Source organism: Spirosoma humi (assembly GCF_054776575.1).
Window position 1 is genome coordinate 680,455 of record NZ_BAAHBR010000015.1, and the last position, 16,810, is coordinate 697,264.

The 16,810-nt window shown below is 50.5% G+C and carries 16 protein-coding genes, 1 tRNA gene and 1 pseudogene; 8 read left to right on the plus strand and 10 right to left on the minus strand.

All coding sequences use genetic code 11. The features are described from left to right. Positions 1 to 36 precede the first annotated feature (36 nt). Complete coding sequence (locus ACYU8Y_RS19135; protein ID WP_460939677.1) at positions 37 to 447, minus strand: response regulator; 411 nt, start codon at positions 445 to 447, stop codon at positions 37 to 39. Positions 448 to 653: 206 nt separating this feature from the next. Here ACYU8Y_RS19135 and ACYU8Y_RS19140 point away from each other — a divergent pair, with 206 nt between their 5' ends. After that, positions 654 to 1,067, plus strand: coding sequence for a response regulator (locus tag ACYU8Y_RS19140; protein WP_460939678.1), 414 nt, complete (start codon positions 654 to 656; stop codon positions 1,065 to 1,067). A 174-nt stretch (positions 1,068 to 1,241) separates the two neighbouring features. On the opposite strand, the gene ACYU8Y_RS19145 is transcribed toward ACYU8Y_RS19140, so the two are convergent. The 4 genes from ACYU8Y_RS19145 to ACYU8Y_RS19160 form a co-directional block, all read right to left on the minus strand. Further along, a complete protein-coding gene (locus tag ACYU8Y_RS19145; RefSeq protein WP_460940322.1) occupies positions 1,242 to 1,913 on the minus strand; it encodes an IS5 family transposase in 672 nt (223 codons plus the stop codon). 208 nt (positions 1,914 to 2,121) lie between these two features. Beyond that, on the minus strand, positions 2,122 to 2,343 hold the full coding sequence (locus tag ACYU8Y_RS19150; protein ID WP_460940323.1) for a DNA/RNA non-specific endonuclease: 222 nt from the start codon (positions 2,341 to 2,343) through the stop codon (positions 2,122 to 2,124). A gap of 286 nt (positions 2,344 to 2,629) precedes the next feature. Beyond that, positions 2,630 to 2,713: transfer RNA gene (locus ACYU8Y_RS19155), tRNA-Thr, on the minus strand. A 138-nt stretch (positions 2,714 to 2,851) separates the two neighbouring features. Further along, the gene (locus tag ACYU8Y_RS19160; protein WP_460939679.1) at positions 2,852 to 5,176 is read right to left on the minus strand and encodes a DUF349 domain-containing protein; all 2,325 of its coding nucleotides are present in this window, start codon (positions 5,174 to 5,176) and stop codon (positions 2,852 to 2,854) included. A gap of 94 nt (positions 5,177 to 5,270) precedes the next feature. Between ACYU8Y_RS19160 and pdxH the strand changes: the two genes are divergently transcribed. The 4 genes from pdxH to acs all read left to right on the plus strand — a co-directional run bounded on the left by pdxH (position 5,271) and on the right by acs (position 10,169). Further along, the gene (gene pdxH / locus ACYU8Y_RS19165; RefSeq protein ID WP_460939680.1) at positions 5,271 to 5,918 is read left to right on the plus strand and encodes a pyridoxamine 5'-phosphate oxidase; all 648 of its coding nucleotides are present in this window, start codon (positions 5,271 to 5,273) and stop codon (positions 5,916 to 5,918) included. Between the two features lie 104 nt (positions 5,919 to 6,022). Further along, a complete protein-coding gene (locus ACYU8Y_RS19170; RefSeq protein WP_460939681.1) occupies positions 6,023 to 7,603 on the plus strand; it encodes an MFS transporter in 1,581 nt (526 codons plus the stop codon). Positions 7,604 to 7,909: 306 nt separating this feature from the next. Further along, the gene (locus tag ACYU8Y_RS19175; RefSeq protein WP_460939682.1) at positions 7,910 to 8,128 is read left to right on the plus strand and encodes a DUF6814 family protein; all 219 of its coding nucleotides are present in this window, start codon (positions 7,910 to 7,912) and stop codon (positions 8,126 to 8,128) included. A 121-nt stretch (positions 8,129 to 8,249) separates the two neighbouring features. Beyond that, positions 8,250 to 10,169 carry an acetate--CoA ligase gene (gene acs / locus ACYU8Y_RS19180; protein WP_460940324.1) on the plus strand — a complete coding sequence of 640 codons (1,920 nt, stop codon included), beginning with the start codon at positions 8,250 to 8,252 and terminating at the stop codon, positions 10,167 to 10,169. Between the two features lie 77 nt (positions 10,170 to 10,246). Here acs and ACYU8Y_RS19185 read toward each other — a convergent pair whose 3' ends face one another. From ACYU8Y_RS19185 to ACYU8Y_RS19200, 4 genes are all read right to left on the minus strand, one after another. Continuing rightward, the gene (locus tag ACYU8Y_RS19185) at positions 10,247 to 10,828 is read right to left on the minus strand and encodes a Uma2 family endonuclease (RefSeq protein WP_460939683.1); all 582 of its coding nucleotides are present in this window, start codon (positions 10,826 to 10,828) and stop codon (positions 10,247 to 10,249) included. A 68-nt stretch (positions 10,829 to 10,896) separates the two neighbouring features. Further along, positions 10,897 to 12,069, minus strand: a complete 1,173-nt coding sequence (locus ACYU8Y_RS19190; protein ID WP_460939684.1) for a DUF1624 domain-containing protein — start codon at positions 12,067 to 12,069, stop codon at positions 10,897 to 10,899. Beyond that, the gene (locus ACYU8Y_RS19195) at positions 12,066 to 12,965 is read right to left on the minus strand and encodes a 3-keto-disaccharide hydrolase (RefSeq protein ID WP_460939685.1); all 900 of its coding nucleotides are present in this window, start codon (positions 12,963 to 12,965) and stop codon (positions 12,066 to 12,068) included. The genes ACYU8Y_RS19190 and ACYU8Y_RS19195 overlap by 4 nt, the downstream gene beginning before the upstream one ends. 64 nt (positions 12,966 to 13,029) lie before the next feature. Next, on the minus strand, positions 13,030 to 13,995 hold the full coding sequence (locus ACYU8Y_RS19200; protein ID WP_460939686.1) for a Kelch repeat-containing protein: 966 nt from the start codon (positions 13,993 to 13,995) through the stop codon (positions 13,030 to 13,032). A gap of 172 nt (positions 13,996 to 14,167) precedes the next feature. Between ACYU8Y_RS19200 and ACYU8Y_RS19205 the strand changes: the two are divergent. After that, positions 14,168 to 14,380, plus strand: a pseudogene (locus tag ACYU8Y_RS19205) (catalase); the annotation flags it as partial. An 80-nt stretch (positions 14,381 to 14,460) separates the two neighbouring features. On the opposite strand, the gene ACYU8Y_RS19210 reads toward ACYU8Y_RS19205, so the two are convergent. Beyond that, positions 14,461 to 14,925, minus strand: coding sequence for an Lrp/AsnC family transcriptional regulator (locus ACYU8Y_RS19210; RefSeq protein ID WP_460939687.1), 465 nt, complete (start codon positions 14,923 to 14,925; stop codon positions 14,461 to 14,463). Between the two features lie 175 nt (positions 14,926 to 15,100). Between ACYU8Y_RS19210 and ald the strand changes: the two genes are divergently transcribed. Further along, a complete protein-coding gene (ald, locus tag ACYU8Y_RS19215; RefSeq protein ID WP_460939688.1) occupies positions 15,101 to 16,231 on the plus strand; it encodes an alanine dehydrogenase in 1,131 nt (376 codons plus the stop codon). A gap of 91 nt (positions 16,232 to 16,322) precedes the next feature. Then, the gene (locus tag ACYU8Y_RS19220) at positions 16,323 to 16,805 is read left to right on the plus strand and encodes a group II truncated hemoglobin (RefSeq protein ID WP_460939689.1); all 483 of its coding nucleotides are present in this window, start codon (positions 16,323 to 16,325) and stop codon (positions 16,803 to 16,805) included. The last annotated feature ends 5 nt before the right edge of the window (positions 16,806 to 16,810 follow it).

The following is a 16,810-nucleotide window of genomic DNA, read 5'->3' on the forward strand; positions in this document are numbered from 1 at the left end:
CGCGTTAAGTTGGTTTAGACTCTTCAGGTAGTTAAACTAGTTATTGCTCCTGGCGGTTACATGCGCACTTACTTGCAAGATCGATGCCTTCAGTTCATCCAAACTCGATGGCTTCTGCAAATGATCTGCCGCTCCTAGCTGCACGGAGGCTTCCCGCTGTTGGTCATCTACCTCGGCCGACAACATAATCAGACAGGCCCGTTGACAACTGGGGTGGAGCAGTAAGGTACTTAGCCATTTCATTTCCTCTCCATCGGGTATCACGCCATCCATCACTAAAGCCACCGGCATATCCTTGCCCAGAGAAGTTGCTGTGAGATACGCACTAATGGAGTTAAACCAGTACAGTTCCAGGTGCTGGGCCCATGAGAGAAAGCCATGTTGCCAGAAAACGTAGTCATCTTCATCGGCATCCAGCAGGGCAACCCAAGGCTTTATCGTATCCATAAGCGGTATTGTATTTTGTGGTGTAAAACAGCTACCTAGGATAAGCGCATTCAGACGTTCTTTGTTCAGTGAACTAGTTAGTCGATAAAGTAACAAACCAAGCACATGCTACCTAAATTCATTGTAATATTGTCTAATGACAGGATGATCACATAAAAGACTATTAAGATTCTCCTTTTTATTCATTGTAACCTTCAGCCTTACTGATGACCAAAAACTCTTACACCTGCGTCTTTGTGGCCGATGACGATGAAGACGACCGTTACTTGCTAAATAGTGCCTTCGCTAAGAATAGCCCCCAATGCCAGCTTGCCTTTGCTCACGACGGTCTGGCCTTATTAGAAGCCCTGGAACAAAGCGGATCGACACCTGAATTAATTATTCTGGATTTGAATATGCCCCGGCTTAACGGATTTGAGGCACTGAAACAACTTCGGGAACACCCGCTTTACCAGTATACGCCTATTGTTATTCTGACCACATCTGATCAGGAGCAGGATCGACAACGGGCACAGATACTTGGTGCCAGCGAGTTTATTACTAAGCCGATAAATGGAACATTATTAAGTCAATTAGTTATCCGGCTGCGAGAAGAGTGGCTGGTGGGCCGATGTTGCTAGATCGGGGACGCTACAGACGGGAATGTATGTAAAATATTCTAGCGAGAGGCTTACAAGCGATTTTTTAACGCGTGAACGTGCGGTGCTTATTATAAGGAGACGGTAAACAGTCAGGTTATCGCTTATTAGTAGCCTATGTAGATGTGCAAAGTAATCACTTAGAAGTTGTTTGAGTTATGGCCAAACTCGTTTGATGGTACGCCTGATGTGAGCGATCCAAATAAAAGCTTGGGCAGATAAGAGGGTGCGCTCGTAGTCCTTAGCCAACCGTCGATTGTTGCCTAACCAAGAAATAGTCCGCTCCACTATCCATCGCCATTGGTGAATAATTAGCTTATTACTAGCAGGTTGATTGGTGATGGGAGACTTTGGAATGATGGCCCGCATAGCATATATGGTTTCTAACGGCTCTTTAAAATGACCGCCAAACGTACTGTCAGCATACATCAACACTAAATCGTCCAGCAAAGGATTCAGGTGTTCGGCTTGCTCCCAAAGCAAAATCCCCGCTTTGCCATCGGCTACGTTGGCGGGTCGTACATCGGTCCACAGCAAGTGCCCCATTGTATCGACGATCAAAAAGCGTTTACGGCCCTTGACCAACTTACCCCCATCAAAGCCAATGTGCTGGGTAGCAGTCGAACTGTTTTTGACACTTTGCGAGTCGATGATGGCCACCGTAGGCAAGGGTTTTTTATCGACTCTAAGGCGGCTAATCATAGTCAACTCATTGGCTATCACTAATAAAGTATCGTTCTTGGCCCACTTTCGAAAGTACCAGTAGACGGTCTGCCAAGGCGGAAACCCTTCGGGCAGGTCTCGCCAAATAATACCGTTTTTTGTCAGCTAAAAGATGGCCTCGACGATTCGCTGGAGTGGCCAAACGCTTTTTCGTTTGACACAAATAAGTTTTTCGATACCTTGCCATTGAGAGGCCGTCAGGTCGGAGGAATAAGGTTGCTGCACACAACTTAACCCCGATTGGCGGCTTTCTCGTTTCCAAACTTGCTAACTCAAACAGCTTCTTAAATACGTAAATGATGAGCCAACCCGTTTACACTACGATTCCCGGACAGGGGTGGCCTCGGTCAAAGCCAGTGTTGATGTAATCAGTATGCCGGACCTGATACCACGTAGTTGGTAATGATTGATCTGGGATGAAGTTACCAGCGTAGCGGGTGGCTGACCCCTTCCAGGCTAAGCTTAAATGCCAGCTGCACCAATTAGCAATAGTGGATTGATTGTAGGAAAGCGAATAGGTAGGACGCGTAATCAGGTAAGCGTTGAGGCTTGACTCTGACGACTTGCTCCATCGGGATTTCCCATCGCCATATTATCGTCCCGAGTGGGTTTCGTGTTAGCTGGTACAGGTACACTGGGCTGCTTACATTGGTCGAGCGATGCAATGAGCAGGAGGCCAATTACAACCCTACCAATTTGAGTTCGAAACGATACGGTTGGAACGTTGAGATAAGTCGCATATAAAAGCCACTGTATGCAAATGAAAAACCGCCAACATCACTGAAAGCGGTTTTTCGTTTATAACTCTTTGATTATCAATGAGCCAGTGGAGGGATTCGAACCCCCGACGCGCTTGCGCATCCTGATTACAAATCAGGCGGAATCGACCGCTATCCGACACTGGCAACAACTCCCAACTCGTTTCCGAATTGTGATGCAAAAGTAGTGGTTTTGAGCCTTCGGTGCAAGATCAATGCTAAAAAAAGCAAAAAAAAGTAGCCTGGTTTTGAATCAGGCCACTTTCTATTTTGTCTATCAGGAGATTACGCCTGAGCTACACGCAACTGGTGTCGAAGGTCGTCCAGTTGTTTTTCAGCATCGGCAATTTTCCTGTCGATATCAGCGCGGAGTTTATCGGCGTTTTTCGAGCGGGCAAAAAACTCAATGTTGTTCCGATACGTAGCAATATCGTTTTCAATTGAGGTGATGCGCCGACGGATATCGCTTTCGCGTTTGTTATCCGGATTGCCTCCGTCGCGGTTACCCCGGCTATAGTCACCACGATCCCGATCGCCACGACCACCCGCACGGGTTGCTTCGGCTTCGCTCTGGAGCATGATCCGCTCTTTATCTTTCGCCGGAATTTTACCCGTTGCGCCAACCAGTGCGTTGATTGCATTGATATACCGCTTCTGGGTCGACTGCATATCTTTCTTAGGAACGAAACCAATACTGTTCCACTCTTTCTTGAACTCGTTGAGTTGAGACAGATCAGCGTTCGCTGTGGCTGCGGCTTCAATTCGTTCGATCAGCGCAAGTTTGCTGGCCAGATTCCCTTCGAATTCACGTTCGGTCTCCTGATTTTTCGACCGCTTTTTGTTGAAGAACGCATCGCAGGCCGCTTTGAATCGGTCAAAAATAGTGTTCTTCTGTTTCTCAGGCACCTGGCCGATGTTTTTCCACTGGCGTTGCAGCTCGATAACCGTTTGCGTGATTTCGGGCGACTCCTCCCCGGCAGCCAGGATAGCTTCTACCTGTTCGCAAAGTTCGGTTTTGGCCCGTAGGTTCTCTTCCCGCTTGCTCTCAAGTTGCCGGAAAAACTCACCCTTGTTGTGGAAGAACGTTTTCAGAGCAGCCCAGAATTTCTTACTAAGTTCCTTGCCTTCTTCGCGCGGCATTGGCCCTTTGATGGCATTCCAGCGGTCCTGCAAAGCCATTACCGCCTTCGTTTTGTCGTTCCAGTCGTTAATACTGTTCGACGAAAATGAGGTAATGGGTACTAACTCTTCGTAAATAGCTGACTTTTCTTCGTACAACTGCGCCGACTCTTTCCGCTGTTCATTGGTTTGGCCCCGGCGTTTTTCGTACAGTACATCCAGAGCGGCTTTCATGCGGCCCCAAAGTACTTCCTGCTCGGCCTTAGGAGCCGGACCGATGTGTTTGTATTCTTCGAACAGCGCGTTGGCTTCGTCGATCGTCTGGCGCGTAACGGGCGTTTCTTCCGCAGCTTTAGCCATCGCTTCGACTTTCTCGATCACCTCTGTTTTCAGGTTGGTGTTGCGCTTCCGATCAAGTTCTTTTAATTCAAAATAAATGTTCCGGTTGCTGTAATAACGGTCAACCAGCGCATGGTAGGTAGCCCAGAGGGTAGCATTGTGCGGAGAATTCATATTTCCGGCGGCCTTCCACTCATCCTGGATTTTCTTAAACTCGTTCCAGCTTACTTTCGGATCGCCGGCATTGTTTTCGTCCGTTTCCACCAGTTCACGTAAACGGGTCAACAGGTCCGTTTTCGAGGCAAAGTTGGTATCTTTGGCTTTATCCAGATTCTGGAAATAGGTATTTTTCTGGCTCTTGATCAGCTTGTACAACTCATCGAACCGTTGAACGGCATCGTCGTACTTGTACTCGAATCCTTCCTCAGAACCGGTTTCGGCGATGTATACCTGTGAAGCCGCTTCCCGCTCGGCCCGCTTCATCTGGTCGAACAGGGGTTTTACTTCTTTCAGTACCTGATCGGCCTTTTTAAAATCGCCGGGCGTAACGCTGGCAAGACTGATTGCTGCCAGGTGCGTTTCGAGTAGGTTGACGAAATCCTGCTTCGAGAACTGGCTGTAATCGACCGTTGATGGCACCGGTGTTTCGTCTTCTGGCTCGTGAACCTCAGCGTATTGCGCCGTCATCTCCTCAACAACGGCGGCTTCGGACGTTGGCTCCGACGCGCTGTCATCGGCCACCGATGTCGTACTGTCCGGAGTCGCTTCAGCCGCAGGCTCACTTGTTTCCGGTGTTGGCTCAGCGGCAGGCTGGTCTGTATTTTCTGATGCAACGGGCGCAGCAGATGCCGAAATTTCGTCTTCTGCAACGGGGGAAACCGTTACCGATGAAACTTCTGGCGTTGATTCATCTACCGATGTTTGATTTGTTGTTTCCGTTGCTTTAACGACATCAACGGATTCAGGCTGCGCATTTGCAGCCGTATCTACTGGATCGGACATAGTTGTTTCACTATCCTCTACAGCAGGTTCTGGAGTGGTTGGCTCCGAAACGGGTGTGGAGTTATCTTCGGGAGTATTGACTGCCAGCGAGTCAGTAGCCAGGTTTTGGACTTCCGGCTGCTGGTTAATTTCCTGTTCTTGGTTTGCCATGTTGGGAACGTACCGATTACTTTTGCAAAAGTACGACAATATGCGGATTTTCTTGTAGTAGGGTCATCGAAAAGCCATTAACCCAACTTATCCAATGCCTTCAGCAATCAGCGACTTACGAAATGAATATACCCTAAACGGGTTAGACACCACTGATGTTTCACCGGACCCGTTTGCTCAATTCCGACAGTGGTTCGACGCAGCGCTTCAGGCGGGTGTCCCTGAACCCAATGCGATGCACCTGAGTACAGTGACCGCTGAAGGACGTCCTGACGGGCGGATTGTTTTGCTTAAGGATGTGTCGGAGACGGGGTTTGCCTTCTACACAAACTACGAAAGCCGCAAAGGCCGTGAGCTGACTCAACAGCCTTTTGCTGCCCTGACCTTTTTTTACCCCCAGCTCGAACGCCAGATTCGCATTGAGGGAGTTGTCGAAAGAGTTAGTGCTGAAGAGTCGGATGCCTACTTCAACAGTCGCCCACGGGGTAGCCAGATTGGCGCCTGGGTATCGCACCAAAGCTCGGTTATCGACAGTCGAGAGGTGCTGGAACGTCGGCAGCGTGATTTGGAAACTCAGTTTGCGGGCCAGGCAGTGCCCCGCCCGCCTTACTGGGGTGGGTTTCGGGTGGTGCCCTATACGCTGGAGTTCTGGCAGGGTCGTCCCAGTCGGTTACACGACCGCATTCAGTATCGCCGGGCGGATGGTACACAACCGTGGCAATTGGAACGGCTGGCCCCCTGACAGCCATCCAGGGCAATAGGTGTCTCCTTTCTGAGCAGCTCATTTACAGTAGGAAGTAGGGTTAGAATGGCTTACTGGAAATAAAGCCTACTTCCCTACTTTTTATGCTTACAGAAGCACCTAAAACTACGTCCGGCACACGCAGTTTGATCAGCGTCATCGGGGCCTCATCGGTTGGCACGCTCATTGAATGGTACGACTTTTACATTTTCGGATCGCTGGCTACCGTGCTGGCCACCAAGTTTTTTCCGGAGGGTAACCCAACGGCCGCTTTCCTTTCCACACTGGCTACGTTTGCGGCCGGATTTATTGTCCGGCCCTTTGGCGCCCTTTTCTTTGGCCGTCTGGGCGATTTGATTGGGCGTAAATATACGTTCATGGTCACGCTCATGCTGATGGGTGGTGCCACCTTCCTTATCGGCCTGATTCCGAGTTATGATACCATTGGCTACCTGGCCCCTACGCTGGTTCTGGTGCTCCGACTTCTGCAGGGACTCGCCCTGGGGGGTGAATACGGGGGAGCCGCTACCTACGTGGCGGAGTACTCACCCGTGGGGCAGCGGGGCTACTGGACATCCTGGATTCAGACGACGGCCACCATTGGCCTGTTTGTGTCTCTGCTGGTCATCCTGCTCACCCGCAAATCAATGTCGAAAGACGATTTCGATGAATGGGGCTGGCGCGTTCCCTTCCTGGTATCGATTCTGATGGTGCTTATTTCTTACATCATCCGGAAAAACATGCACGAGTCCCCTCTGTTTGCCAAAGCGAAAGCCGAGGGCAAAACATCAACGAATCCGCTTAAGGAAAGCTTTGGCAACAAATACAATTTCAAATTTGTATTGCTGGCCTTATTTGGGGCTACCATGGGGCAGGGCGTTGTCTGGTATACCGGCCAGTTCTACGCCATGAATTTTGTGAAAACGGTCTGTAATGTCGACGCCATTCAGTCCGATGAACTGATGACGGTGGCGCTGCTCATGGGCACCCCGTTCTTTGTGGTTTTCGGCTGGCTGTCGGACAAAATCGGCCGGAAGGGCATCATGCTGTTCGGTATGCTGGTGGCCATTCTCTCCTACCGGACCATTTACGAGTCGATGTATCAGACGACCAACGTGAAGAATAAGCAGGAGGTTACGACTGGTTTCTCGGCTGACTCGACCGTAACGCCTGACCCGAAAGGCGCGGGGGGCACCATCATGACCCGTACCCTCAAGCGTACCTACACCGACGGTACCCTGTTAACGGAGGTGACCAAACTAAAGCGTTCTGCTGACCCTGCTGCCGAACCAGCGAAACCCGACGTTAAACGGACGGTGACGGTAAATGACAGTGATCGGTGGCGGCTGATCTGGCTGGTATTTATTCAGGTAATCTTCGTCACGCTGGTATACGGCCCGATTGCCGCTTTTCTGGTGGAGATGTTTCCCGTCAAAATTCGGTACACGTCGATGTCGTTGCCGTACCATATCGGCAATGGTGTCTTTGGCGGCTTGCTGCCCGCCGTGGCGACGTATCTGGCTACCGGAGCTAATGAAGCCAATCTAGCCGCGGATAAAGCCGGGAAGGCGCTGCCTTACGCAGCCCCGTATCTGGAAGGACTCTGGTACCCAATTATTGTGGCCGGTGTAAGTTTACTGATTGGCCTCTTCTACATCAGAAACCGAGCACAAGTCATTGACTAGCAACGTAAAAATCTTTTTTTTATTCTCGCCGGGTTAAGTGAATTGTATTAAATAAGCTCCGAATCAACCCGCTATCAGCACATCGCTTTAGCGGTGGGTTTACAAAAGTAAGACCGTGTTTCCTTAACCGTTTCAACGGTTTGCCAGATGCTTAAACCGTTGAAACGGTTGAGGAAACACGGGTATTTTTCGGCGGTTTCCCCGGTTAAAAACCGGGGACTAATAAAAAATTATTCGTCGCTTGTTTAGTGTAATCAATTAATCCGGCCCCAAACTCCTAATTACAACAAGCCAACTTTTAACTATATGAATACAGTAAAACGATACTTAGGCCTCCTCTGGCTGGCCCTGGCCGCCCTGGCTGGTTATTTTGGCATTACGACGCTGGGCTTGCCCAAACTCACCTCCGGCAAGACAGACGATCTGGTTTTTGGTATCATCATCGTTTTTGTCCTGATGCCCCTTATTGTGGGCGGTTTGATTCGATTTGGCCTTTATGCACTGCAGGGCGAGTATGACGATTGACGGGCAAGGAAGCTCTTTTTCTGACAATACCCTTACCATTACCGGTCAATCAGGAAGTTTGGCCGATAAACGTGCGCCAAAATTCAGAAGACCGTTTTACCTTTAACGGCTGAATACAACAATTCCCCAACAACGTCACAAACCCATGCGTATCCGAACCTTTGACGAATACCAGACAGCTTATCAAAAGAGTGTAGACGATCCTGAATCGTTCTGGGCCGAAATAGCCCAGGAATTTCAGTGGCGCAAACCCTGGACCAAAACCCTACAATGGAACTTCACCGAACCGAATGTCAAGTGGTTCATTGGTGGCAAACTGAATATTACCGAAAACTGCCTCGACCGTCACCTGATTACACGGGGCGATCAACCCGCTATTATCTGGGAACCAAACGACCCGAATGAAGCCGGGGTTACGCTCACCTACCGCATGCTCCACGACCAGGTTTGTCGGTTTGCCAACGTCCTGAAACGGAATGGCGTGGTGAAAGGCGACCGGGTTTGCGTGTATATGCCGATGGTTCCCGAACTGGCCATTGCGGTATTGGCCTGTGCCCGCGTCGGGGCGATCCATTCCGTCGTGTTTGGTGGATTTTCGGCCCAGAGTATCGCCGACCGTATCAACGATGCGCAGTGCAAACTGATCATCACATCGGATGGCGCGTATCGGGGAAATAAAGAGATTCCGATGAAGAGCACGGTCGATGATGCGTTGCTGGGTTGCCCGACCGTTCAACGGGTCATTGTCCTGACGCGTACCCGTACACCCGTTTCGATGCTCAAAGGGCGCGACGTCTGGTGGGAGCAGGAACTCAAACAGGTCACCGCCGATTGTCCCGCTGAGGAGATGGACGCCGAAGACATGCTGTTCATTCTGTATACCTCCGGCTCAACGGGCAAACCCAAAGGCGTTGTGCATACCTGCGGGGGGTACATGGTGTATGCCACCTATACCTTCCAGAACGTGTTTCAGTACGAACCGGGTCAGGTTTTCTTCTGCACCGCCGATATTGGCTGGATTACCGGGCACTCGTATATCGTATACGGTCCCTTGGCCAGTGGCGCGACATCGCTGCTTTTTGAAGGTGTACCGACCTATCCTGATGCCGGACGCTTCTGGGATATTACGGACAAGCACAATGTCAACATCCTGTATACTGCCCCAACCGCTATTCGGTCGTTAATGGGTTTCGGGCTGGACCTGGTTGAAAACCACGACCTGAGCAGTTTGCAGGTACTTGGCTCGGTGGGTGAACCAATCAATGAGGAAGCCTGGCATTGGTACGACGACCATATCGGGAAAAACCGCTGTCCCATTGTGGACACCTGGTGGCAAACCGAAACGGGCGGGATTCTTATTTCGCCCTTAGCCGGAATTACCAAGACGAAACCGACTTACGCTACGCTTCCACTACCGGGGGTTCAACCCATTCTGGTTGACGAAAATGGGGTAGAAATCGAAGGCAACGGCGTCAGTGGTAACTTATGCATAAAATTCCCCTGGCCGGGACTGCTTCGCACAACCTACGGTGACCATGAACGCTGCCGCCAGACCTACTTTGCCACTTATCCGGGGCTCTATTTTACGGGCGACGGGTGTCTCCGCGACGAAGATGGATACTATCGGATTACGGGGCGGGTCGATGATGTATTGAACGTATCAGGACACCGCATTGGCACCGCCGAAGTGGAAAATGCGATCAACATGCACACGGGTGTGGTAGAGAGCGCCGTAGTCGGCTACCCGCACGACATTAAAGGTCAGGGCATTTACGCGTATGTCATCACCGATCAGGTACCCGAAGGTCATGATGCCGACCTGACCAAACGCGATATTCTGGCAACGGTCAGCCGGGTTATTGGTCCCATTGCCAAACCGGACAAAATTCAGTTTGTAACGGGCCTTCCCAAAACCCGCTCGGGAAAAATTATGCGCCGTATTCTGCGCAAAATTGCGGAGGGTGAAACCAGCAGCCTTGGCGACACCTCTACCTTACTTGACCCTGCCGTTGTCGAGGACATTAAAGCCGGAGCGTTGTAAAGAGGTCGTTGATTTAGTGATTTGAGAACGCCGAACGGACATTCGTTCGGCGTTCTTGTTTTTTCCTAAGACTAAACTTACTCCTCCAGAATGTCAGCCAATACCGTCTCAAAGCCGATCATCACATCCTCACCGGAGAGTGTCTCTGTAAAGGCTTTTGTTTCGACGGGTTGTTCAGGGCGATAGATATACGTCAATTTTTCTTCTGGTGAGATTAACCACGCCAGTCGGACACCATTGGCAAGCCACTTCTCCATTTTCTCCTTGACAGTATCGAGGTCATCCGAATCGCTGGCTAGTTCAAGCACAAAGTCCGGTGCCAAATGCGGAAACGAATGTTTCTCTTTCTTGCTTAGGGCATCCCATTGTTCGCGTCGTATCCAGGCAACGTCGGGTGCCTTCATGGATTTATCTTTCAGAAAGAAACCGCCGTTTGAGTCGATAACTCTTCCTGCTTTCGTTTTTCGATTCCAGATACCAATTTCAGTATTTAATTCACTGTTGTTAGAACTTGTCAGAAGGTGGGTTGGAGACATGTCAATGAATAAAGTACCCTTTTCGTCACGCTCAATTCGCAGTTCGGGATTAGCCAGACAAAACTGAACTAATTCGTCATCCGTAAAGCGGTCAATTTGGGGAATATTTAACGGCAGTTGCATACGTTTCGCGTTTTCAGCTATAAACAAATCTACTAAATCTCACGGACAATCCAGCTGAAGTATCTTCTCTACACATACCGCAACCAGCCAATCTCCGGGTGGGCTGGTTTGAATTTGCCATACCATTTACAAAGGGGATACAACAGCATAACCAGCCCGATCCACACCAGATAAACCCCGCCCAGAGAGATCCCCGCGTTGGCCGGGCGGCCGAAGTTCAGTGGCCCCGTTGGTAAATCGGCCAGCGAGTATCCCTGAAGCAGACTCATGCCGATCATCGCCAGATGCACCAGATACCAGTGTAAAATGTAATAGAACATCGGCACTTTCCCATACACGGTCAACCAGCGGGTGAGGGCGTTATCTTTCCCATCCACTGCCGACAGGAAGAGGAACATCAGGCCAAGCATGAGCAGCGCGTACAAAAGCGAAGGCGGGTATTTGGTGACGTTGATAAACGACAGCACAGTGAACAGGCCGGTTTGCTGAGTAGACCAGGGCGCCGGGTCGCCGTAGACATTCAGGAAACGCAGCAGAATAAATAACAGCAAGGCCCCCAAACCAATGCGTAATAGCAGCGGTTTTCGCTGCTCAATCGGTCGTTCCATCAACTGGCCGGTCGCAAAGCCGACGAGCATGATTCCCAGCCAGGGAATGAGCGGATAGCCCGCTAACATAGCAAAATGCGGGCTAACCGGAAAGACATCCGTCCGGAATAACAGCGCCCAAACGAGTTTAGCCGCCGGATTTGTGAACGTGGGTACCAGTTGCAGGATATTATGCCCAAACATAATGACAAGACCAATGATACCAACCCACTTAACGGGCAATTTCGCCAGGAGCGACAGGATAATCAACCCGCCACCGATGGCGTAAATTACCTGCAAAAGTAACGATTGGAACTGAATATCGAACCAGAAGGCGAAGTTGACAACCGTCAATTCGAGCAGTACCAGAACGAGGCCTCTCTTGAGCAAAAATCGGCGGGCCGATCTGTCATCGCCATTGGCGGCCTGCTGCTTTCTCAACGATAAATAAGCCGATGTACCCGACAGAAAAACAAACGTTGGGGCGCATAAATGGGTAATCCACCGGGTCATAAAGATCGCGGGGGTCGTCGTCGCCAGATCGGTCGGATTTTGAGTGAGGGCGGGTGTGTGCAGCAAATCCCGAACGTGATCCAGGGCCATAATCACCATGACCAACCCACGGGTTATGTCGATAGCCGTGACGCGTTTCATTTCTTATACCGGCATTTCGTGTTGTCCGCTTTCACGTAGTAGGCCTTGTAATTCAGGGCTTTCGGATTCATACAGCCTGTAAGATCGAGCACCTCTATATCCCGAAAATCGATGGGATGGCTTTCGGCCTGTAAGGCCAGGAATCCGCTGCCAAGTGGCGTATTGGCCCGCTTGATCCAGTAATTCGCAGCCTCAGCACTGAATTTGCCAGCCGACCAATCGTGGTTGTGACTAACAAAACCACCGCCAACCTGTGCACGCTGATAGCTCAGTACGGTATCGCCCTCAATGAGGTGATGGATAATCGAATCGCCCAGCACAATCGCTTCGGCCCTTACCCAGCGGTCGCCGTCATACGTTTTTGACTTGGAATCCGTGCAATGTTCGGTTTGGAGTTCTCCATTCATGTGCACCTGCGTGCCGGGGGTACACAGGTTGCCCGTATGCCGCTCGCCCTTACCCAGACCACCCAGTAACTGCATTTCCAGGGAAACAGGGAACGTTTGATTAAGCGACAAACTTTCGGCCGATTGCGAGTGGAGCATAATGCCGCTATTGCGAACATTCCAGGCATCACCCTCCGGGGTTTGATTTCCTACAAATCGATACTGGAACCGCACTCGATAATAGGAATAAGGCTTGTTGTAATAGATATGCCCGTATTTTCCATCGAAAGTCTTATACTGATCGTAGGAAACACGCATGATGCCCTTTTCGACGCGAAACGTGTTTTGATAATTGTCGTTTAGCGGTCGCCCGGCAATCTTTATGTCCCATCCGGTTAAATCTTTGCCATTAAAAATAGACACCCACTCCTCCTTACTGGCTACTTTTTGCGCAGATGATAAGCTGGAGGCAAACAGAATAATAGAAAGTACGTGCAGGAATGGTTTCATAAATGATCGGAAAGAATAAAATGACGTTTTTGTGAATACGCTGTACCAGCTACACTATTCGGCCTTATTTCAATACTTCAACGGTGTTCAGTTCCGGTCCGCCACCATGATTGGCCGAGCCCGCAACGATGTAAATCTTGCCCTCATGCACAACGGCCTGCGTACCATGTCGGCCCTGTTTCAAGGTTGGTCCGGCGGTCCATTTGTTTGTTTTAGGATCGAGTGCTTCGGCTTCGTTATGCGCCAGTAGCTGCACGGTTTCACCACCGATAATCCAGACTTTACCGCCCTGGGTCACCGCCGTGGCCCCCGCTCGTTGCGTTGGAATATTGGAACTGGCCGGCAGTGTTTCCCAACGTCCTGTTTTGAAGTCGTACACATCCACCTCGGCAATCGTCGTTTCGAGCACTTTATTGATACGCGCCGTCGAATTGCGGCCACCTGCCAGGTACAACTTGTCGCCAACCATAGCAGCCGTGATATGGTCACGGGTGCGGGGGGCATCGGGCAGTCGTTTCCAGGTATTGGTTTTCGGGTCATACTCGTCAAACCAAGCGACATGGCCATCGTAGTGGCCGTCAATGATGCCACAGGCCATATAAATTTTGTTTTTGTAGACCACTACCCCCGCCGATCCCCGTAGCCGTTCCTTTGGTATTTCGGGACCAGTACGCCATTTGCCTTGCTTGGGACTATAAATATAGATGGTTGGCAGGGGCGTTTCATGCGGGTATTTCCCCTGGAAGGCACTCAGCACATAAAGTTCTCCATTGTATGTAATGGCCTGAAAGTGATTCATTTCGACGGGTGGCGTAGGAAGCGTCTGCCAAACAAGCGTTTTCAGATTCAGCGCTTCCAATGGTTTCATGCCGCGCCCACCGACTGCATATAGGCTATCACCAATCAGCGTAGCCGCGTTCTCATGCCGGGTCGAGCAGGTATTCTGGGTGACTACGGGTTGCCAGCTTTGGGCCTGCCCGGTCAGGGCGCTGCCCAGCAGGCAGAGAAGAGGTAAGTAGTGTACCTTCATAAAGATCAATAACGAAAAGAAACAGGTCGAATCAATAAATCACAATTCCGCCGGATACTACTCTAACTAACCGTCGTTTCGCCAAACCATTTGTTAGCTCTCCCGTTAGACTGGCCCTATGGTAAATCTATCCAATCTTGTTATGGAAACGAATCAAACGGGCAACCCATCTGCCGTTCTGGTCGATGGTCTAGTTCTCCGACGATGAAATGCTGCAGGGGCGGACGTTCTCTTACTCCGACACGCAGCGGTATCGGGTTGGTACCAACTGCCCATCAACGCGCCCAGAAAACACGTAGCCACCAATCAGCGCAATGGCCAGATTGCATACCCCGTCGATACGGCACCGGGGCAAAAGAAGCATGTCAATTACGAGCAGAAGATATAGCTCATACGGCTCAGCCTTATTAAAATTGCCCAGTGTAACCGCGCGTGAAAGCCGTCGGCGACACGGAGCCATACAGCCTATTCTATCGGAATGACCGTCGAGTTTTTTACGTCGGCCATTGCAAAAAAACTACTGATGTGCAGCGTACCCGGAATAACGGACAGTTGTTCCTGATAAAAGTAATTATACGTTTCCATGTCGCGGCTGACGATTTTGATCAGATAGTCGAACGTGCCCGACACGCGATTGCACTCCAGAACGTCGGGCAGAACGCGCACTGCCGTTTCGAAATCGGCGAAGGCATCACGGGTCTGCCGGTCGAGCGTGACCTGGCAGAAAACGATCAATAAATTACCGAGTTTTTTCTTATCCAAAATTGTCACGTAGCGCTCAATGACCCCTTCCCGTTCGAGTCGTTTGATACGCTCATGAACGGGCGTTTTCGATAGGTTGATCTGCTGCCCGATCTCTTGTATCGTCAGTCGGGCATTCTGCTGTAACAGCATCAGGATTTGGCGATCTGTTTTGTCTAAACCTTGCATTGCGGCATTTTTACGGCTTTAATCATTTTATTCCATTACATATAGACTTTTTTCCTTCTAGAAGAGTCCATATTAGGATTTAATCCTAAAAAACAAGTTTCTATTAGAAAACAAATATAGCGCCTTTACCTTTGTAACAAGCAATTAAACAACCCTCCAATCGTACTTATTCGTCATGGTTATTGGTGTTCCAAAGGAAATTAAAAACAACGAAAACCGCGTGGCACTAACGCCCGCTGGTGTAACCGAACTACGTAAGCATGGCCATACGGTTTATGTACAGGTAAATGCCGGTGAAGGCAGTGGGTTTGAAGACGAGGAATACATTGCGGCTGGTGCCTTCATGCTCCCGACCATCGAAGACGTTTACGGCATTGCCGAAATGATCATGAAAGTGAAAGAGCCGATTGCCAGTGAATACAACCTGATCAAACAGGACCAGTTGCTGTTTACGTATTTTCACTTTGCTTCGTCGGAAGAGCTGACCCAGGCCATGCTGGCTAAAAAAGCAGTTTGCCTGGCCTATGAAACCGTCGAGCGCCCTGACCGTAGTTTACCCCTGCTGGTTCCCATGTCGGAAGTAGCTGGCCGGATGGCGATTCAGGAAGGAGCAAAATATCTGGAAAAACCACTGAAAGGCCGGGGCATTCTACTCGGGGGCGTACCGGGGGTAAAACCAGCGAACGTACTTATTCTGGGCGGTGGTATCGTAGGTACACAGGCCGCTAAGATGGCTGCGGGTCTTGGCGCGCACGTGACCATTATGGATGTAAGCCTGGCCCGTTTGCGCTACCTATCGGACATCATGCCGCCAAACGTGCAGACAATGATGTCGAACGAATACAACATTCGGGAGATGATCAAAGTGTGCGACCTGATTGTTGGTGCCGTGCTGATTCCTGGCGCCAAAGCTCCCCACCTTATTACGCGGGAAATGCTGAAACAGATGCGGCCAGGTACAGTGCTGGTAGACGTAGCAGTTGATCAGGGCGGTTGCATCGAAACATGCAGCCCGACCACGCACGAAAACCCAACCTTCATTATCGACGGTGTCGTTCATTACTGCGTTGCCAACATGCCGGGTGCGGTTCCTTACACGAGTACGCTTGCCCTGACCAATGCCACCTTGCCCTATGCGCTGCAACTAGCCAACAAAGGCTGGCAGCAGGCTTGCCTCGACAACACGGATCTCAAAATGGGATTGAATGTCGTGGATGGCAAAGTGGTTTATAAAGGCGTTGCCGACGCATTCAACCTGCCATTGACCAACGTGAGCACCCTGCTGACGACCGAAGAAATGGCTTAATAGATATTACTTATTCATCGACAGACGCAGGTCGCATTCGTACGAATGCGGCCTTTTTTTGTAATTTGACCAGTAACTTAAGACCTCTCAGATGAACACAACCCCAAAAGCAGCGGTACCTACTTTATACGAGTGGGCGGGCGGTATGGAAAAGTTTGAAGCCTGGACCGATTTATTTTACCAGCGAGTTAAGGAAGACGCGGTGCTGGCCCCCGTCTTTCAGGGTATGTCTGCTGATCATGCCCGTCATGTGGCTCATTTTATTGCCGAAGTCTTCCGCGGCCCGGCTACGTACAGTACGGAAGAAGGGAGTCATTACGAAATGATTCATCACCATTTGGGGAAGCACCTCACGGAGAGCCAACGGCAGCGCTGGATTGGTCTGATCCTCGATACGGCCGACGTAGTCGGTCTACCCGACGACCCGGAGTTTCGGTCGGCACTGGTCGGCTATCTAGAATGGGGTTCCCGCCTGGCCGTGATCAACTCCAGGGCAGGCGTCGTCAGCGAGCAGGTAGACGCCCCAATGCCAACCTGGGGCTGGGGCGAAACGGGAGGCCCCTACATTCCCTGACCGGT